Here is a 20,504-nt window from a genome sequence, read left to right as displayed (position 1 = left end):
AATTATGAGGATGAATTAATCATCCTCTCCAAAAAATCTTCCAGGCGTTTTTGAAAAATCAGCCAAAATTACCTGAGATCTAGCGTCCGAATAAGTGGACTCACCTCCTGGTACTTGTGCTAATAACGCCGGTTTTTTTTCATGTGGCAAATTACTAAGCCCTCTTAAATCATTACACCCCAATCCAACCGTTACTTTGTTATAACCAAACATAGGGGCGTATCGATATAATATGCGAGCGTATTCGCAATATGCCTTCCAAATTTCATCTCGCATCTCACCACCAAGTATCTCTATGTTATCACAACATACCACTCCGGCTTGCTCATGAAACCAAACAAACGATTGGGCAACCGTTTTACCGTTTTTTATAACGCGGAATATCCCTGAAATTTCAGGGTGATGTGCCATGAACTCGACGCAAGACTTGCCTGCACTATGAAGATGCTGGCAGCAGTCGGTATCTAAACCGACAAAATAAGAGTCCGGAACCCCCGCATCGATAAATTCAAATGCGTATTTTGGGTTTGACTTTAATGTTTCATGAAAGGCTGGTAATTGCCTTCCCGCTTTCATAAACCTAGGGGCTGCCGCTAAGTAAAGTTCTTGATAATCATCAAACTCTGCCTGGGTAATCAGCCTTCTTATCGCTGCTGCTCTAAGCTCTTCTGCGCCAGGTTTGCAAGTGTAAAAAATCTCCTCAATAGCATTTGCCAGTTCAGAAGGCTTATTTACTAGCTCACCCAATCTATCTGCGAACTGATCGCACGATGACAGAAAGGCTCTTAATACCGCAGCGGTTTTTACAGACTCTAAGAAAGAGTCATCCTCATTTTCTTTTTCTTTAAGATACTTAATGAGCTCCCTTATTCCCTTTACAATTAAGTCAAGGTTAAAGTTCCCATTTGCTAGTGCTACAGCCACACCCTTTGTGTTTATCGAAGTAAATCTAAAGTACGGCAAGCATAGCTTTTGTATCTCTTTATATCTCTCTCCAAAAGCTTCGTATGTATATACAAAGTTGAGTTGAGACTCTAGATCCAGTTCCAAAAAACTATCCTTTGTATGCGAGATTTCCGCTAAAAAATTTGTCCAAGTTTTTGGGTTAAACTTTTTAGGATTTATCATCGCGCAGATTGTTTTTATCTGCGGAATACGTTTAAATATTTTTTGAAACTCTGCCATTCCATGAGCTATACCAATATATGGTAAGCCATCTCTAATCGGTAAATTAAAATACCAAAATAGCTGATTGCTATCTACCCCTCTTATGATGGGTTTTAGAAATTGTGGAATGGCTACTAGATCAACAAAGTGACCTATCCACTCATCTTTCATAGGATATGGTGAATCCCGTAAGATGATTTTCTTTATGTCCTCTCTGAGCTTGGTTTTCATCTCATCACTCAGATGGTCAATACCTTGGTTCCTTTCAACATAGTTCATAGTAAACATATTTTCTTCCTCTATATCAGTTACACTAATCATAGATTCAAAAATATTTTTGTCTACAAACCAGTAGTGTGAAGCTTTAAAGAACTTCTCACTATGTTGAGTATATGCAGGTATTAGCGAGAGCTGGTTTGATATAATCTCAGCATTAAAGCTAACTCCTGTTCGGATACCTTCTTTGCCTTGAAATCCAGCATCTTGATCATCTGTTCTTGCTGTAAAGCAGACGAGCGCACCGCCACCATTGCACAAAGACTTTACTAGACTTACGTCGTTTTCGTGAAGCATTGCGCAAAATCCTACAAGCAATAGCTTATCACTATTTGCTTGTTTTAAAAACATAGCATCAGAGGCTATTATGTTTGCCCTAATACCATTTACGCTTGCTGAGATAAGCAAGCCCCTATTGAAGCTTTTGATTGCTCCCATTTTGTTCTCCTTTAAAAAATTCTTGTTTCACTATCAAAAGATAATGAAAAGTATTTATTGTTATAGCAAAAAATCCAAACACGATATTTTTAAGACTTTCTGAGTGTTATATTTTTTGGCTATAACTTTATTAATTATAGTGCTCTATTTTTTAGCATTATGAAATTTTTTAAAGGAGAACAAAATGGCAAAATATGGCAGTTTTGCTGAGTTGCTCAACAATGATAGCGTTATAGCTACGCTGCTTGAGCAAGTTCCAGATGCGACAACATCTGGCAATATAATCGCTCAGGACGATTCTGAGGCGGTTAGCGTCGACCTTAATAATAAGGTCTTAAAATTGCTAGGTGAAATGGATGTAAAAAAGCATCTATTTGCAAAGCAATTAAGCAAAGGAACCTTGCCTTTGCTTGCGGCAATTTTGCCGGAAAGATTGGGCGGATTAAACCGCAAGGGCGCTTTGTTAAATGGACAAATGGGAACCGGAAAAACCGGTATGTCATTTGTTTTGGCATATTTGTATGCTCATTTAACCGGCATGATCAACAAGGGTTTTAAACTCTTGATGATGACTGATAAAGACGGACTTATCGCTCAAATGAGAGATGAGGCTAGAGATTTTATCGGTAACGGTGATTGTTTAGAAATCTATACAATCAAAACAAAACCTCGTGTTACAAGAGGTGAAATAACCTTAGAGCAAGCCTATACGATGAGGAGAACTCAAGGTAAAATAACTCTTTTTGTTATGTCTAAAGATACAGGCAAGAATAGTTATAAATGGGACAAGGTGGTCGGCAAAAAATGCCCTGAGTGTGGAGCTATTTTACCTCCTGATAACACTCATGAAGGTTTTTGTCCATCTTGTAAAGCAAAGCTTTATAAGGTTGTGAGCGGTAAGGTTTCTTTTGCCGCTAAAATTAAACAGCTTGAAAAGATAAAAAAGGACTCTTTTGATCTTTTCTTGATGGATGAGGCACACTCCATGCAAGATCCAAATAGTCTGCAATCATGCAACTATAGAGCTTTTGTTAGGAGTAGCAAAAGGGTTATCTTAATGACGGGAACTTTGTCTAATGGATATGCTAGCAGCATGTTTCATATACTATACCCGGTCTTTTTCAAAGAGATGAAGGAGATGGGTTTTAGTCACGACCGAGTGCAGGATTTTGTTAGCTTTTTTGGGACAACCAGATACAGCGAAAGAATCGTGTATAACGGAGGATGGAACGGACGTGCTAGACGCCATGTAAGATCTTGCGAGGAGCCAAAAGTAAATTACCGCATTGTTCCGTTTTGTTTAAATCTCGGAGCAACTATTACGGTAGAAGATTTAGATCTTAAAATGCCTCCTTTAAAAGAGAGAAGATATATCGTAGATGTTGAGTCTGATTTGGTGGAAAGAGTAAATTTCCATATAGAACAGATAAGACGTCTTGAGAAAAAAATGGGTGAAAAGCATGTTTCAAGGTTCAGCCATTTGGCGTTTAAGAACTATGCTCTTAACAATCCAACTAAGCTCTATTCTCACAAGGTTACAGGAATAGGTAAAGACTTGGCTGGTTTTGCGGTAGAGCTTACTGAGGTGTGCGAAACAAGGCTTTCTGATGATCCAGATTTTATTAGCAATAAAGAGCGTAAGCTTATTGAGTTAGTAAATAACGAGATTGCAGAGGGCAGAAGAACCTTGCTGTATACAAACTATACAGAAACAAACGAGGTTCAAGAGAGGCTAGCCAGTGTGCTTAATAATGCCGGGATAAAAGCCGACATTATTAACTCAAATATAAAATCCTCCGATATTCTTGATAGAATGAAGGATTTTGAGGGGGATGTAATGATCGTTTCTCAAAGAAGAGTTGAGACGGGCTTTAACTTAACCATGTTTCATACGGTAATATTCTATGAGCTTAGCGATCAGATAAGAGTTGTCCAGCAGGCAAAATGCCGTCCTTGGAGACCGGTAGGACAAGACAAAGAAGTTCGAGTATTTTACTTGGCATATCGAGGAGAGCAGCTTGATCAACTCAATAGAACCGGCTTAAAAGTTGTTTCAACTACAGTAAGTAGTGGGCAGCGAATACTATCCGATTCAATCGCAGATCTATATGACTATCAAAGAGGTCAAACGGCTGCGATACAGCAAACAGAAGGCGTTATTGCTCGCATTCAAGGGGATCAAGGAATACGCAAGTATAAAATGACTCCTTTTGAAGAAACTTATTCGGCTTTCGTAGACTCTATTCAAGCAAAACCTCAAGAGGATGGAGCAATAATAGAGCCTGACGATAACGATGACGAGAGCAAAAATTTAACTCCTTTATGTGTAATAGAGGAGATTGAGGTTGATTTGTCGGCTGTTGCTGATGCGCCAACGAATGGAACTTTGTTTCCGGATGAAGTGCTAAACGCTTTAACCGATAAAACCAAGCCTTGTAAAAATAGGCACAAAAGGGTAAACAATGTAGTTCAAGGACTGTATGGAACCCAATTGAGCTTATTTGCTTAATTAATAAGCTTGTGGAATATCCACAAGCTTTTCCTTATAGGAAAAAAATAATTTACACTTCGACTCTAATTGCTAAAGCCTAAAATATAAATGAAATAGTCCGAAATACCGCGCTACCGGTGCAAATAAAACCAACGCCAAGATAGAGATGAATACAGCACCTATAATCTTTTTGCTCGCTTTATAGCCTCTTTAAAATAGACTCAAATTAAAATATTTTTTGAGACAAAATATCCTTAATTTTCACAGCCCCCCAAAATCTACTATCAAAAGAGTTATCTCTGTTGTCTCCTACCATAAAAAAAGATTGTTCGGGGATTATATATTCATAACTCAGGCTGCATCCATTTTGGTTTGTTTGATGTAGAAATTTAGAGTTGCTATGTTGCCACTCATAAATTTTCTTAAGAATATCACATTGCTTGTTTGGATCATAATGAATGCCGGAATAGATGTTTTTATACGGGTGCAATACAAAGTTTTCTTCTCCAGCTTTTTTAAGGCTAATCCCCTCCATATCTACGCGAACAATATCGCCTTCTACAGCAAAAACCCTTTTTACGTACGTTGTGGAGTTGCTTACAGGATCTCTAAAAAATACCACATCCCCTCTTTTTGGTGTTAAACCCGGAATAAGTCTATCCCAGTTATTGATAGATTTGTTTGTAAAAGGTATTTGAGGCGTAGCGATGCCGTATGTGACAAATCCTACGGTGAAAGAGCCGGGTTTAATAGTTGGATCCATTGAAGCTGTTGGAATTGTATAAAATTTAAACAAAGAAAGAAAAACCGCCATAAATATTATGGTTCTAGTCCATGTTCCAAAACAAAAAGCAATAATTTTATCTATTTTTTTTAATATATTTGACATTGTTAAATTCCTTTATTTATCATCACATATAATGTTTTTAAAAGTTATTGAATTTGTTGGAACCAAAGCAAATTTCTCTTCATAAGTTAAAATAACATACCTACCAAGTAGCTTGCCGGATTCCATAAATCCATTACGCAACAACAAAGAGGCGTTTTGTAAGGACACGGTTACGCTTAATGCTAAACTAGGAGAATAAAATATAATTCCGTCATTAATACCTCCCAAATGAAAATCTCCTACCAAATCAGGTGTTATGATGCAAAAATCATCGGCAGGAGAGATTGTAACTTTCCTGTCTTTTAAAATTATACTATTTTTATATCTAATTCCTTTAAGATTTTTTGTAATATTTTCAGCTAAGTACTCATCTTCAATAGATTCGCCCTTAATTAAATCAAAAGCACCTTGACCACGAATTCTTTTGTATAGAGCAATAGTTCTCATGAGTAGAGAATTAAATTCTTGGGCTTGAGCTTCACTATTAAAATAAAAGCCAAAATAGCCTCCGTCTTTTTCTGTATCTGGATTTTTTAAAACTTGTACCAGTCTCTGTAGGGTGTGGTTATTCATGTCATCAAAGCTAACTTTTACATTATTATAAATACATCCCAATCCAAGACTTGAAATGTCATGTGCTTTTACAAAAACATCACTTCCGGAGTGAAAAAATAAGTAAGTGGGATTGTCATTTATGCTGTACTTAATGGCTTGAATTTTCTCGCCTTTGTATGAATATAAGTTAGACCCCTTAAATACCTCAATATCGATTGAGTAGTTAAATTTATCTATGTATATTACTTTGGTATTTTGAGGCTCTTTTTTAATATTTTTATTAGTATTTATTCCTGCATAAAAAGTTTTGCTCCAATTAAATTTTGCATTGTATATAGTGCCTTTTTCATAAACATCCATTACAACACTCCTTTAAAATAATATACAAAAACAAATATTTTATTTCAATTTAATTATATTATATTTAATCTTAAATAAAACTTACCTGTATTATTTTGGATGGCTATACAAAAATGTGTTATAATTTTTGCATTATAAAAATACTATACTAGGAGCGCTGCAATCATGGGTTTTATACCAAAAGAAGAGTTGTCATATATAAGACTAAGAGAGGTTAAATCAAAAAAAATACATATTAAGCCCGATATAATAAGTGGTGCCGACATTGAGGTTGTAGGATTAAAAACCAGGGTGGCTTTAAAGATTAAGGGGTACGAGCAGCTCATCCATATTAACCATGATAATTTGCTTTACATAATTCAACAAAGCGGCATGTCAAGGGATGCCCATCTTATAGGGGATTATGTTTTGGTGTGCAATAAAGTATATCAAGTTTATTGCATTCCAACTAATGACACGGATTATCATAGCATAGTAAACAAAGAAGATGAAGATGTTTTGGTACTTAACAAGGGCAATATTTATAATCTATTTTTTAAAAAGCAGAACATCCGCTCCTTTAATGGGAAGTATTTGGAGGAAACCTCGGATGAAATGTTGGAACTTCAAAAAAACGGTGTTTTGCCAAATGCTGTTTTTTGCGGAACAGCTCACGTATGTGTAGAGTTGGAAGATGATCCTCAGCTTGGCAAAAATATCCTATGGTATGAGCAAAAAGAGCCATCTGTTTACATATTTTACCTCTTAGATCATGATATGTATGTGTATATGGCTTATCGCCAAAAAATAGAGCTTCATAGTATCCCTGAAGAAACCAAAATTCCGTACAACAAGCTATGGAACGTCTTAAATTATGATAAAGCCGTTAACATAAGAATAAGAGAAGCTTTTATGAGAGGAGAGATTAGCGAGGGCTTCTTGTATACAACAAAATTTAATGTAGAAGAAAACAAGGCTATGGCTCAGGAGTTTGGTGAGGAAATGACGAATTACATCGTAATGCCACAATAATCGTATATTTAACCGATTTTTAAGCTTAAATATTATATAATATTTTTATATAAAAAGTTTAAAAGGAGGTGCTATTTGCAAACCTTGGATACTCATATTGACAATATTTTAAATGCTTATGAGTTAAGTGATATTCATGAGATGATATATGAGTTGCTTCCAAAGGGCTATAGCATCCCTGAGGCTTTTTGTGACATATCTCAAATTCAAAATTATCCTGAAAACACACTAATTACCACAGCCGGTTATATTGATAAATTTGAGACTAAAACGTCTTTCAATAATAAACTAGCTAACATCAAAGCAAGACTATACAAAGACAATCAGATGTTCTGGCTGATGTGGACCTGCTCTCCATTTAAAATCAAAGAAATGATATTCGGGTTGCAGCAGAGTGCCAAAAAAAATACACTCATTCAAGTTACCGGAAAAATTAAGTCTTATGATTTTAAAGATGGAGCTAAATTCTTTTTTATTAACAATCCAAAGCTTAGCTCTTTGGAAGAAAAAAGTATTAGCGGAAAAAGAATGTTTGTTGTGCCTGAGCCGCTATATGTTCTTAAAGATCGACTTAGGGCATCTCAAGTGCAGCTAGCCTTTAAAAAAGTAGCTCAAATGTGGGATTTTATAGATAAATCAGAGTGGTTGCCGACCGATTTAGAGCAAGAGTTGGGACTCGAATCTTTGCTTGATTCTATATCTTACGTTCACGGCTTAAAGCCTATGCAGGGTACCAGCCTAGAGGACTTTTTAAATAATCCAAAATACAGAAGGCGGTTGATTGCTGAAAAAATATATAAGATTATAAAAGAGGGTTTTAAGTTTAAAAATTTACAAGAAAATTATGGTGATTTTATTTCTACAAATGAAGATGTGGAACAAATTAAATCTGTACTTGCACATTTGCCATTTTCTTTAACCGATGATCAAAAAAAGGCTATATGGTATACAATGAAAGAGTTTGAGAGAAAAAATGGCTCAAAAACCCTTATTTTTGGAGATGTCGGCAGTGGAAAAACGATGGTTGCGCTTATTTTGGCTTATGTTTTTTTTCAGCGTGGAAAACAAGTTGCCATTCTTGCTCCCGCATCTATCTTGGCAAAACAGCATTACGAAGAAGCAAGGCAGCTGTATCCTGATTTAAACGTTTTTTTGGTGCATTCAAAAACAAGCCAAAAAGAAAGAGCTAAAATAAACGCAATTCTTCAGGCGGGAAAGCCGGCAATTGTTTACGGTACAACCTCTGTTAATAAGCTAAATTTTACCAATCTTGAACTTGCCGTGATTGATGAAGAGCAAAAATTTGGCGTTAAAGACAAAGAGGTTTTATATAATAAATATAGCTCTCATCTTGTGTTTATGACGGCAACTCCAATTCCAAGAACTTTAGCCTCTACTATGTTTAGTGATTTTGCCGTAAAAAAAATACAACAAAAACCGGATATGCAAAAACCTCGTGTAACAAAAATACAAAAACTTCAAGATATGTCCTCAAGTGAAATTCAAGCTATAAAAGCTCGAATGAGCAGAGGGGAGCAGACTTTAGTCATAGTTCCTTCAATAGTAAGTGACGAGATGATGAGTGCAGATAAGGCTTTAAAAAAATATGCATACTATTTTCCGGAATTTAATATTGCTACCATAAACGGCAAAATGAAAGCGTCCGATGTTGAACGCATTGTCGAGCAATTTATGAATAATAAAATAGATATTTTAATAGCTACAACAATGGTTGATTCAGGTTTTTCCAGTAAAACACTTTCTCATGTTTTTATTGAGGGAGCAGAGCGATTTGGCGTGGCTCAGATGCATCAAATAAGAGGACGTGTTGGTAGAGGATCTTTGCAAGGGTATTGTTATCTCTCTCCAGATGCCCAGAATGGATTAAGTGAAATATCTGAAGCAAGGCTTTGGAGCCTTGTAAATACGGAGAATGGTTTTGAACTTTCATTAAAAGATATAGAATTAAGAGGGTCTGGGGATTTAATGGGTTTTCAACAATCAGGAAGCGATGCTAATTTTATAGAATGGATGCCCCAAATTAAAATTATTGAAAAGTATTTGAGGCGTAAAATAAGGGCTTATTAAAGATTTTTTAAAGTTTATTATTATATCATATCTTTATTATAATTTATGTAGAAATTTTGTAAAAAAATTGTAAAAATTCGCATTGTGGGGGTGCGCATGGCAAGGAGGACAGAGTGAGGGTGTTAATTATTGGTGTGGACGAAAATGCACAGAAAGATTTTAAGGAAAAAACATTTTTTAATATATGTGGGAAATACGCTTCTTGTATATTGACCGATATGACTTCAAATAAAGATATTGATGGAACTTTAACCCATCTTGAATTAAGGCGTTACGATTTTGTGGCAATTCAGTTTGAATCCAAATATTGGAAGCAATATTTGGAGATTTTGAAGACCATCAACTCTCTTTACGAAAATTATGTAAAGATTTATTTTATTGTAAACGATTATTGCGATGATTGGGAGTTTAGAAAATTTAAAGAAATTTGCGATGAAAAGTATGCGGGACTTTTGGACGTATCTTTTAACATTGATATTATGAACGAGAGTGATGTTTGCTCTTTTCTTGGAAGCAAAATGGAATTTTTCTTCAATCACGATCTTAGGTTTCATAATTTTTCTATAGATGTTGAAAAACATATATTAAAAATACAAACATCATCAGGAATGGAGTTTACTTTGCAGATTGCTGAAGATATAGAATTTAGAGTTTTATCTTATTGTCTTCGTCATTATGGAGAAACCCTGTCTTTAGAGCAAATACTAAATTCAATAACTCAAGAACCCGAATATTTTGAGGAAGCTTTATTGCGCAAAGCTATTGCGTACATCAAATCTTTATTCAAGTCTGTTTTAGGCAAGCCAAGCTTAATTTCCGTTAAAAACAAAGATACAAAAAGATCGGGATACCAATTACAATTATAGGAGATTTCATGAAATTGATGTTTAAAATTTTAATTGTACTTTTTCTTTTTAAAGCTTCATTGGTGGCAAATAATGTTGATGAAAAAGATTACTCTCCCGGTGAAATTGTTTATAAAGAAAAGCTTGTAGATGTAAATTTATATACCAGATATGCTCAATATTTTACCACGCATCGAGCCGGTGGAGACAAACGAAAAGTATTTCAGATCCTTGGAACCGAAGATGACTATCTTAGGTATTTTGAATCGATATTAAAAGGGCTGTATAACTATTATTATGATGATAAAGAAATTGGGATTAAAATGATGTTAAGAGCTTACGATAGAGCTTACGATAAATTAAAAAATTCCTTTGAGGGAATTATGGTTCAAAGTATATTTTTAAAAGAGGGCTTGTTTGATAAGACAAATATAATAACCACAAGCACTTATTGCAAAGGGATAGTTATTTTTACAGATGAGCTTGCATGCTTGAGTGACTATGTCGCTTCTTTGGGGGTTAGAAATGATGATTTATATACGCTTGAACTATACAATTTGAACATAAAAAATGACAAAATGGCAAAGCGAGTACATGCTTTTATCGAAAAAAATAAAAAGGAGTGAGCATGAAAGTTGATGGAAATTCGGTTAAGGCTCTTATTGAGTATCAACTAAAAAATCATATAGCAGATAATAATCTACTTCTTTTTGCACTTGCGATAAATACAGGCAACGCAACCTTGGTAAAGACAATGCAAGAATTATTAAACCTTAATCCCGAAGAGATAGATGGTTATTTTAAGGTCTATAATGAAAAGGAGTTAATGCAAAAAAAAGATCTTGCTTTATACGATAAGCTAGCTAAAGTAAAGGTTGGCTCTGTTGTGGATTATAGTAAAGAAGTTGAAGTGGTTATAAGCCATCTTGCTCAATTAAAAAATACTAAGATTGAAGCAACTAAGGACAGAAGTAGATTGATTAGTAAGCATTTAATGTCGGGTTTTACGGTAGAGGAATGTCTTATGGTTAATTTACATTTTTTTACAATGTGGTCTTGCAAACCGGATTTTGCCATGTATCTTAGAATCGAAACTCTTTATAATGGAAAATTTCCATCAAGGGTAGAGATGGCAAAAGAGCAATTTCAAAAGGTCAACAAATTTAAAAGTGAAATTTCCAAAGTTGTACATTGCTACACCGATGTATACAATCAATTTGTTTTAGGTTGTAAGGTGGATTTGTCCAAGAGCAATCCTGTATTGTACACGAATTTTGAGACGCAAAAGACTATAGCGCATTGGTTAAATGCAGGTATTTTGGTGGATGACATTTGTTTGGTTGTTAAAAATGCTGTTCAGTCGTGGAGTAAAAACGTAAATTATTTGGCAAATATAACGCTAGATAAAGTTATAGATAAGGATTTTATGAAAAGGCTAGATGTAGTAAGGCGCCAAGCAAATCTTCGATTGAAGGGAGATCCTCAAGAAAGAGAAGCCAATAAAATTTCTGTTGCCTCCGTTCTTAAAGACAAGCAAGAAAATATCAATAAAACACTTATAAGGCAAAACGAGACTATAGAGATTGAAATAAGTCAAGATAATCTGCCTGATAGCTCAGAATGGCTAAAGATAAACGACAACCCAACTGATGACTTTGTGTTTATTGATAGGGTTTTAAAAAACATGAAAGACATCAATAGTGTATTTTTTGAGTTAGATAATATTGGTGATGATTATGAAGCACAAGAGTCTTCAAAAATATATACTTACGGTGAATATGAGAGTCAAAAAATAGGAGCTTAAAGTAAGCTCCTATTTTAATTTACCAATAAAAAAGCTTAATGTTTGGAATATCCAATTTCAATTCAATCGGGTAGTATGGAAGTTCATTTTTATTCATTACGTCGGGAGTTGCGATATCAGTTCTTGAAATTACTTTTTTTATATATTGATTTTCGGATTTAGCTACAACATTTTGAGATACAAACCCTTTTTTATCTGCAATAAAATCTACATCAGAAGCATTGTAAACACTAATGTCAGTGTTATTTAAAATTTCTTTTAGTCTTTGAGAGGTTGTACCAAAGTTACCTATCACAAAAACTTTATTTGCATCTATTTTGGCGTCGGCGGCAACAGCCGTGATAAGTTTAGATAAGGTTCGATATTGGATTTTCATATCTCCCTTTACGTCATTTATATAATAAGTATCGGTAAAATCCACAAAAACTAAAGCAAATTGGTTTTCAAATGCATAGACTACCGGAGGATTGTTTGCATAAATAACATCAAAGGGCTCGTTTAGATGATAATGTAATCGCTTTAAAGAAAAATCCCTTCCATTACTATCTAAAACTAAGCATCCCATTTGTATTTGTTTTAATTCCAAAACTTTATTGCTATCGCATTTTATAGCATGTCCAAAAGAAAAATGATTAACTCCTGCTTGATCATCAATATCATCAATATATCGAATGGGAGCGTAGCTTTCATAGCTCCATTTGCGGAAAATATCCTCGTCTCTTTTTAGTTGATTAAAATTACTAACATTAAGGTGTGGAATTTTCCAATACTTGATTGTAAATTCCGTTGATAGCAAGAATGTGGTCAAAGCCATACAGAAAAAAATATTTTTTAGCATGGGTGTAAGCTACCCTGAAAATCCAGAGGTTCCGACATTAAAGAAATAAGATATTATCCCTGTCAAGCCACCAGCAATTAGAGACAATAATCCGCCTGTAAAAAGAACTGAGCCCTTATGTGTAAATATATAGGCGATAAAGGTCCCTACAAATCCCAATAAGCCCATAAGCAGCCCAAGATTTCCACCTATTTTACCTTCTAGATCTTGTCTCAAAGCAGAGAAAGAAGTCCCGCTTTCAGAAACGCCCGTATCTAATTTTTGAGCCCATCTATCAGCTACTCCGTTAGCATAAGCCGTAGTTGAAGTCGCTATTACAACCACTATCCAAAAAATAGCTAAAAAGGATTTCTTTTTTTGAATTTTTCTAAGCATCAAACCCTCCATATTTAATTCTTAATATTTACGTAATTATATCACAACTTATAGGACGCAATGTAAGTTTGGTATAATATAAAAATCAGAAAAAGGATTGAGCTATGAGTTTATTGGATAAGTATAGTGGTGCAAGCGGAAGCTCCGGTTCTTTAGTAGATCAGTATACAAATCAATCTTCCGTAGGCGGAGGTGGATTGCTGGAGAGCTATGGAGGTGGCATGGCAAGCACGACATCTATGCTTGATCTTGTAAGTGGAAATAAAAAAAACTTTAATTATAGTCCTTTTGGCGGGGTTGATAGCACCTTTGGCACATCTTCGGTAAAATCAAATTCAACATGGGGAGGCAGTGTCAGCACTTTTAACACGGTAAACTCAGGTAGCACAAATACATTTGATACACTAGGATCAAGAACTTCGTTTGGAGCCAGCACAGACCTAATGAGTATTAGATCCGGCGGTAGTTTTAGCTTTGACATGTCTCAAATGTTTAATGATCCACAGATAGCTGCAAAACTACAAGAATTAGGCGTAAATCAATTTAATATACAAAATCTTGACCCAGCGAGCCTGCAAGCATTACAGGAACTTATAGCAGATGGTGGCTTGATGGCTGGAGGAAGCTTTATGGGCAGCACTGCTAGGTCTTTTCAGGCTACAAATACGATGACCGGCATGGGAAACCCGAATTTTGGTGCAAATTTAGGGGCTCCAGGATTGCAAGGAGCAAGTTTGCCGGGACAACCAAATGCACTAGGAGGAGCTCCGGTTAGTGCATTTCAAAAAGCAGATGCTGAAAAAACTATGAAAGAAGGCAATATTGAGGGCGGTCTAGCTAAGATGATGGAGCAAATTCATGGAAGAGCAATTGATTCTCAAGAAACCTTTTTGAATAAAGAGAGTGACTCTTATACCAATAAAAACAAAAATTTGTCCATTAAATCTGAAACAACGTTAAAAAATGAATTCTTGCTACCCGGTTATGAAGAAAGTAAAAATATCGGTTTTTATGGAAACCAAGATTTGAATGTAAATTATCATGAAGCTTTTAATCAAAATACGGACACCACTTTAATTAAAAGCAATTCGGCAGGAAATATGACTCAGAATATTGTAGCCGATACCGGAGGAATGATGCTTGCAGCTACAATACAACAAAAATTAGCGGAAAAAAGAGCTCAACAAAACCAAACAATACAAATGCCTCAAGCTTTGGGCGCAAATCAGCAAAGCGCAATGAGAAAGGTTGCCGAGGCTCATGATGATATGCAAGTTAAAAAAGCTGTTGAATTTGCCCTAAACCCCATGAATAGATTTGCTAAGAACCCTCATGTAACCCCACAAAACGAAGGAAAGGTTGTTCAGGCTCTGCAAAAAGAACTAAATAAACGTAAAAAAGAGCAGGAGGAAAAAGAGTTAGCAAGCATATTAAAGTCGGGCAATCAGCAGGCTCAACAGGCAAGTCGGCACAATGAAACAAACGAGGAAAAAATTCCTATGGAGATTGTAGGATTGAAGCAAAAAGAAGAGGGTAATGTTTCTGCTGTCGGGGCTTTTATAAGCAGCCCAAAAGAATACGCTAAAACAAATAGTAGTAAGGATGTAGAATACAAAGATTTTATAGACAATAAAAGAAAGCTGCAAGGCAAGTATTTTACGGATTTTATTTCTCATGTGGAAGAAGTTGAGGAGACTCTTCCGATTCCGCCCGCCTTAGAGATACCAAACCCCCATGTAGAAATTTCTTTTTATAAAAGGCTTGATATTGACCTTAACACAATGTCTTTACAAGAGTTAACCGAACTTAAAAAAAGACTTAATTTACTATTTTCTCAGGTTGGAAACTCTATTGATGAACGTAATATTAAACAAGATTTGGGGCTAATCCAAGCAGCTTTAGCAAGAAAAATGATTTAGATATTACCTAGAAATAATAGCTAATACGGAAAGTGTTATCATTACCGGAATGTACAAAAATAGCCAAGTATCAGAAACAACAGGAAGTTCTTTTTTAAACCATTGATCAGTTGATTCTGATAAAAAATTTGTAGTACCAATTCTGCTGTATTTTTTTTCATACGATCCAAAGAAGCCCCAAGGAATGGTTCCCGTAAAGGCATCAGCCACTATATGTGAAATACCGCCCGTAACTATGCCCATAAAAATTAGATAAAAATATGATGCTTCTCCTCTTCCAGGTAAAACAAAAATTCCCAATATCCACAATATAGTCCAAAGCAAAACACTGTGCGTCCATTGCCTATGATAAAGCTTCATGTTGTTTTGTTGTTCAGGCGGATAATACCTCCTAAAACCAATATCGCAATCAGGAAGGGTGCTTCCGAAAAAAACCGAGATTACGTATATAGCTAGTGCCAACAAATTGTTGTCTTGATTGGATGAACTAAAAATAGAGTAAAAAAAGGCGTTGTGCTTTGAAATAAGGTGGTCAATTAATTCAAATCCGGTATAAGGAATTGCAGTGAGGGTTAATGGTGTAGCACACAAACCAATCATCTGATGAGAATTCTTTAACATCGTATCACTCCTTTATACGTCTTTTATAATAAAACAATTATATTATATTTAATCTTAAAAAAACTTTCATACAATCTTTGTTATAATAATTAAAAATATATTGTCGGGAGGTATTGCTTGAAAAAACAACTGTTACTTTTTATGTCTGTAGTCCTTAGTTTTGGTTTTGGGGGTTTTAGTGATACTGAAGCCCCATCTATTACATTTGGACAGTCTTATAATTTACAACAGAGGGAGATAGATAAGCCAAAGCCTATTGCCAAATTTAATGTTGCCGATCATGTTTTAAAAAGATATGACGGCATGAATGAGCTTATTTTAAATGGGCAAATGAAAGACGCTCTAAGAGTTGCGGAAGAATTTGTAAAAGAAAGTTCTTATTCTGAAATAAATGTTAATTTTTCAACTGAAGTCGATATACCAAGCCAAACCCAATATCTTATGAGTTTACTTTATTACGCAGAGGTTTTAAGAGCTTACGGAGATTTAAAAAAAGCAGCTGAAATATCAGAAAAAGCTTATACGGTAGCTGGAGCATTAAGAGAACAAAGTCCGGCTGATTTTTTACTTGCTGCTCCAATTATAATCAAGTCTTTGTGGGACATGTGGGAAGAGAGACCAGAATTTAGAAAATTAGCTACAGATTATGCTCGCAGAAACTACAATGTTTCGGAAAATATATTTAAATACCAGGCTATCCAAGGTAAGCTAGCCGTAGCTTATGGGCTTAATAACTCATTGGGACTTCGTACCGATTTTAGAATGGATGTTTTAAGGTACTTTGATATTGCGGCAGACATCTTTCGTATAAATCCTGGTCTTGCTTCATTTGAATATGCTAGCCTGCCTTATTATAGAGCTCAAGCTTATATGAATAGAGGTAGAATGGAGGATGTTATCGTATTGCTTGAAAAAGCGAAAAAAGAACTTGATGTTGTAATAAAAATTAATCATCCGGATAACCTTATTTTTGCTGATATAGACTATATGGCAGGTATTGCATACATAGGTCTATTTAAGCACACGGAAGCTTTAGATAGCTTGTCACGTGCATTGGAGCACTATAAAAGAGTTCTTGGAAACGAAAATTTAAAAGTAGCTCAGGTCTTAAGAGAGTTATCCATAGCAAAAAAATACAAAAAAGATTTTAATGGAGCAATCGCAGATGCTTTATCAGCTGTAGACATCATCAAAACTTTAAGAGGTAATGAGGCTGTAGAGCTCCTTGATCATTATATATCTCTTTCAGGTATTTATATAGATGCCGAAAAAGAAAAAGAATCCTTAGAGGCTCTTGAGTTAGCCAAGTATCTTAATGCAAAGCATTATAGTAAATATAATGACGTGGCAAAATTACTTGAATCAAATATCAAGTATGTTAAAAACGCTATGGGATATATGTGGAAGAATTAAGATAAGCCCGATTTTTTGCTATAACAATAATGCATATTCATTCTTACAAGAAATGAATTAAATTTTTTAAAGGAGATTAAAATGGGAGCAATGTTGTTAGCGATGGATAATACCATTGCCGATCCTTCCGTATTTAGCGGAAAAAAAGCATTAGCAAATCTACAGGACTATGATACTATTATCTTAGCCAACAAAACAATGTCTAATGCCGCCAGCTTTTACAAGCAAGCCAAAAGCAACAACATTAAGCCGGTTCTTGGCGTGCAAGCTGTTGTAGATAATGTGCTATATCTATTTATTGCACACAATCATGACGGCTATCAGTTTTTGTGTGCTTGTGAGAGTGGGGGATTTAATGAAGATGTGTTTAGTAACCCATCTATTACGTCTGTATGTTTGGATGTTTTCAATACCGATGTAACCATTAAATCAAAGTATGGATCTTTGCTGGATGATTGTACTCCGCTGGGTATGATTAAAAACAGCATTATCCAGGAAGCAACCGAGGTGATCGACGCCCCGATTGTTAATGCGCGTAGCCCTAAAGACTACTACTCTATAGCGTGTCTTAAGGCTATTGAAGACAAGACCACTTTAGCCGAAGAGGTTAGGGGCGGTAGAGTTAAGGCTGTTGTGCCAAAAGAGCTGTCTCATCCTGTCTGGAATGAGATTTTGAACAAATGTGTAGATGATTACACATTTGGCAACCCTGTTCCGCCAAATTTTAAATTTACCAAAGAAGTGTCCGCCAAATTAGCGCAAAAACATAATTTGCCGGAAGCTTTTGCCTATAATACGGATGATAACGTGTTGCTTGAGCAGCTTTGTAGGATAGGTTTAAAAGAGCGTGGTTTTGAAGGAAATCAAGTATATGAAGATAGACTAAATTTTGAGCTTGAAGTAATCAAAAATATGAAATTTGCCGGTTACTTTTTAATCGTTTGGGATTTTATTAACTTTGCAAAAAGAAATGAAATACCAGTAGGACCCGGCAGGGGTTCAGCAGCAGGCTCTTTGGCTGTTTATTGCCTTCATATAACAAACCTTGATCCAATTCCTTATAATCTGCTTTTTGAGAGATTTTTAAATCCAAATCGTGTTAGCTTTCCAGATATAGACATAGACTTCTGTCAATCTCGAAGAGATGAAGTTATTGAATATGTTACAAAGCAATACGGCGCAGATAACGTAGGGCAGGTGATAACCTTTGGTACTTTAGCTGCTAAAGTGGCGGTAAAAGATAGTACTAGGGTTTTGAATTTGCCTGATTTTCTAGGAGTAAAGCTATCTGCTATGATTCCTGAAACTCCCGGTATAAAACTAGATGAAGCTTATGAATTGTCAAAAAATGAGTTTGACGCTCTTTTTGAAACGGATCATGAGGCTAAGCTAGTGTGGGAAACCGCAAAAAGTATAGAAGGGCTTAAGCGTCACAACGGAGTCCATGCTTGCGGTTTGGTTATATCAAACGATCCTATTCCAACAAAGGCACCGCTGTACGATATTAAAGACGCTCGCGTCGTCGGCTACGATGGAGAGTTTTTGGAGTATGTAGATTTGGTTAAATTTGACTTCCTTGGGCTTAAAACGCTTACGGTGTGTGACAATGCCGTAAAAGCGATAAGAGAAAAGCTTGGAGTTTCAATAAACCTGTTTAACTTGGATTTGAAAGATAGAAATATATACAAGTATATTTCTAGCGGACAAACACTGGGAATGTTCCAGATAGAAAGTCCAGGCATGCAATCCCTCGCTTCAAATTTACAGCCTAATAGCTTTGAAGACCTAACGGCTATGATAGCGCTGTATCGCCCGGGACCGATGGACGCAGGACTTCTGGAATCTTTTGTCAAGCGTAAAAAAGGAACGGAAGAGATCATATACTTTAACGATGAGTTATCGCCGGCACTGAAGCCGATACTTGAGCCAACCTATGGTGTAATAGTATATCAAGAGCAGGTTATTCAAATCGTTCAGGTTATCGCAGGCTTTAGCCTTGGTGAAGCGGACTTGGTTCGTAGAGCTATGGGTAAAAAGAAAAAAGAGGAGATGGATGCATACGCCCAAAAATTTGTTGATGGAGCGGTTCAAAAGGGGTATAGGGCGGAAGATGCCGCAAACCTTTTTGCTTTAATTGAGAAATTTGCAGGATATGGATTTAATAAGTCTCACTCGGCTGCGTATGCGGTTATTACGTACTATACTGCATATTTAAAGTATTACTATCCTGATTTCTTTTTTGCTGCACTATTTAATTCGGAGCTATCAAATAACGACGCGCTGGCGGGTTATATTGGTGAAGCAAGACGAATGGGGCTTACGATAAATAAGCCGGACCTTACTTCAAAGAGCCTGTTTGATGTAGTATCTCCAAGAGTGATAAGTTTTGGGTTACAAGCTATTAAGGGTATAGGCTCCAAAGACCTTGATTTATCGGCATTTGTCGAAAGCAAGAGTATTTTTGAAATACTATCTGTTACTCAATTTGATGGCAAAAAAGAAGAGGCGACTTTGCAAAGGCAGCTTAGCGCAGCTCAGAAAAAAATCGTTTCATTTGATAATCAGATTGGTCAAACAGAGGAAAAAATAAGGACTAATCAACAAAAAAGAATCACCGATGCGGTTGCTAAAACACTTAACAGCTTATCAGAAAAAATAATAGATTTGCAAGTTAAGCGTGAAGAGAAAGCGCAAGAGGCTATGAGACTTGAATATGCCCTAAAAGAGCTTGAATCAAAGGAACAAATTGGTGAAAAACTAAACAAAACCGTTTTTGAGGCTCTTGTGGAAACTGGCGTATTTGACAAGCTAGGGCACACAAGGAAGGATCTATTGGAGAATACAACATCCTTACTCAATATTGCTACGCACGGCAACGTGGTTATGAACGGCGAAGAGTTTTCAAAAGATGTTTTACTCGACAAGGAGATTCAAAGAACAGGTTTTGTATTAAGTCAAGTTTTCGCAAATGAAACCTTAAAAGAGCTTTCTCGTATCAAAATTCCAGAAGGCACTATCATAGCAGCTTTACTTGGAACAGAAGAAAGGAAGACAAGAACAGGCAAAACTTTTTTTGAAGTTAGTATGCTGCTTCCAAATGGCGAAATTAAAAAACTTAGTGATTTTAATGGAGCTGCAAACGGAGTATCTAGCGGTGAAATTTGTGCTTTTGAAACAAAAACAAACGATAAGGGGTATACAAACTTATTTAAGGTGTCTTTGTTTGATGCTAATAAATTTGAGGTCAAAAAAGTGGCAACTAAAGTTATTATAGGTCAGTCTAATATAAATTTTAATGCGGATCGTATTGAGGTTTATGATAATGACGGTAGTTTGGTTGCAATTTTAACGAAGTAGGCTTTTATAGCCTACTTCGCTTTTATGCTGAAATATTTTTGACAAAGCTAATTAGAT

The 20,504-nt window shown here is 35.7% G+C and carries 15 protein-coding genes; 9 read left to right on the top strand and 6 right to left on the bottom strand.

From position 1 onward, the window contains the following. Positions 1-15: 15 nt before the first annotated feature. A complete protein-coding gene (locus ACHJH3_RS06440) occupies positions 16-1,881 on the bottom strand; it encodes a hypothetical protein (protein WP_407064094.1) in 1,866 nt (621 codons plus the stop codon). A gap of 184 nt (positions 1,882-2,065) precedes the next feature. Between ACHJH3_RS06440 and ACHJH3_RS06435 the strand changes: the two genes are divergently transcribed. Then, positions 2,066-4,390: a helicase-related protein gene (locus ACHJH3_RS06435; RefSeq protein ID WP_407064093.1), complete on the top strand. Its 2,325-nt coding sequence runs from the start codon at positions 2,066-2,068 to the stop codon at positions 4,388-4,390. Positions 4,391-4,598: 208 nt separating this feature from the next. Here the strand turns inward: ACHJH3_RS06435 and lepB are convergent, their stop codons facing one another. Together lepB and ACHJH3_RS06425 are read right to left on the bottom strand one after the other, a co-directional pair. Beyond that, positions 4,599-5,261 (bottom strand): signal peptidase I, encoded by a 663-nt coding sequence (gene lepB / locus ACHJH3_RS06430; RefSeq protein WP_407064092.1) that lies wholly within the window; start codon positions 5,259-5,261, stop codon positions 4,599-4,601. Positions 5,262-5,273: 12 nt separating this feature from the next. Then, positions 5,274-6,176 carry a hypothetical protein gene (locus ACHJH3_RS06425; protein WP_407064091.1) on the bottom strand — a complete coding sequence of 301 codons (903 nt, stop codon included), beginning with the start codon at positions 6,174-6,176 and terminating at the stop codon, positions 5,274-5,276. Between the two features lie 165 nt (positions 6,177-6,341). On the opposite strand from ACHJH3_RS06425, the gene ACHJH3_RS06420 reads away from it, so the two are divergent. From ACHJH3_RS06420 to ACHJH3_RS06400, 5 genes are all read left to right on the top strand, one after another. Continuing rightward, the gene (locus tag ACHJH3_RS06420) at positions 6,342-7,187 is read left to right on the top strand and encodes a hypothetical protein (RefSeq protein WP_407064090.1); all 846 of its coding nucleotides are present in this window, start codon (positions 6,342-6,344) and stop codon (positions 7,185-7,187) included. Between the two features lie 75 nt (positions 7,188-7,262). Next, positions 7,263-9,275, top strand: a complete 2,013-nt coding sequence (locus ACHJH3_RS06415) for a DEAD/DEAH box helicase (RefSeq protein WP_407064089.1) — start codon at positions 7,263-7,265, stop codon at positions 9,273-9,275. Positions 9,276-9,388: 113 nt separating this feature from the next. Further along, positions 9,389-10,141 carry a helix-turn-helix domain-containing protein gene (locus ACHJH3_RS06410; protein WP_407064088.1) on the top strand — a complete coding sequence of 251 codons (753 nt, stop codon included), beginning with the start codon at positions 9,389-9,391 and terminating at the stop codon, positions 10,139-10,141. 8 nt (positions 10,142-10,149) lie between these two features. Next, the gene (locus ACHJH3_RS06405) at positions 10,150-10,746 is read left to right on the top strand and encodes a hypothetical protein (protein WP_407064087.1); all 597 of its coding nucleotides are present in this window, start codon (positions 10,150-10,152) and stop codon (positions 10,744-10,746) included. Positions 10,747-10,748: 2 nt separating this feature from the next. Next, the gene (locus ACHJH3_RS06400; protein ID WP_407064086.1) at positions 10,749-11,924 is read left to right on the top strand and encodes a conserved phage C-terminal domain-containing protein; all 1,176 of its coding nucleotides are present in this window, start codon (positions 10,749-10,751) and stop codon (positions 11,922-11,924) included. 19 nt (positions 11,925-11,943) lie between these two features. On the opposite strand, the gene ACHJH3_RS06395 is transcribed toward ACHJH3_RS06400, so the two are convergent. Continuing rightward, a complete protein-coding gene (locus tag ACHJH3_RS06395; protein WP_407064085.1) occupies positions 11,944-12,762 on the bottom strand; it encodes a hypothetical protein in 819 nt (272 codons plus the stop codon). A 9-nt stretch (positions 12,763-12,771) separates the two neighbouring features. Continuing rightward, a complete protein-coding gene (locus tag ACHJH3_RS06390; RefSeq protein WP_407064084.1) occupies positions 12,772-13,137 on the bottom strand; it encodes a hypothetical protein in 366 nt (121 codons plus the stop codon). Positions 13,138-13,241: 104 nt separating this feature from the next. Between ACHJH3_RS06390 and ACHJH3_RS06385 the strand changes: the two genes are divergently transcribed. Beyond that, on the top strand, positions 13,242-15,056 hold the full coding sequence (locus ACHJH3_RS06385) for a hypothetical protein (protein ID WP_407064083.1): 1,815 nt from the start codon (positions 13,242-13,244) through the stop codon (positions 15,054-15,056). Between the two features lie 3 nt (positions 15,057-15,059). Here ACHJH3_RS06385 and ACHJH3_RS06380 read toward each other — a convergent pair whose 3' ends face one another. Continuing rightward, positions 15,060-15,677, bottom strand: a complete 618-nt coding sequence (locus tag ACHJH3_RS06380; protein WP_407064082.1) for a metal-dependent hydrolase — start codon at positions 15,675-15,677, stop codon at positions 15,060-15,062. A gap of 117 nt (positions 15,678-15,794) precedes the next feature. Between ACHJH3_RS06380 and ACHJH3_RS06375 the strand changes: the two genes are divergently transcribed. Then, positions 15,795-17,090, top strand: a complete 1,296-nt coding sequence (locus ACHJH3_RS06375) for a hypothetical protein (protein WP_407064081.1) — start codon at positions 15,795-15,797, stop codon at positions 17,088-17,090. 81 nt (positions 17,091-17,171) lie between these two features. Beyond that, positions 17,172-20,447, top strand: a complete 3,276-nt coding sequence (dnaE, locus tag ACHJH3_RS06370; protein ID WP_407064080.1) for a DNA polymerase III subunit alpha — start codon at positions 17,172-17,174, stop codon at positions 20,445-20,447. Positions 20,448-20,504: the final 57 nt, after the last annotated feature.

This window comes from Campylobacter canis, from assembly GCF_045504005.1.
GTDB classification, from domain to species: Bacteria; Campylobacterota; Campylobacteria; order Campylobacterales; family Campylobacteraceae; genus Campylobacter_A; species Campylobacter_A canis.
Note: the sequence above shows the minus strand (reverse complement) of the source record. Positions and strands in the feature narration are given on the sequence as shown.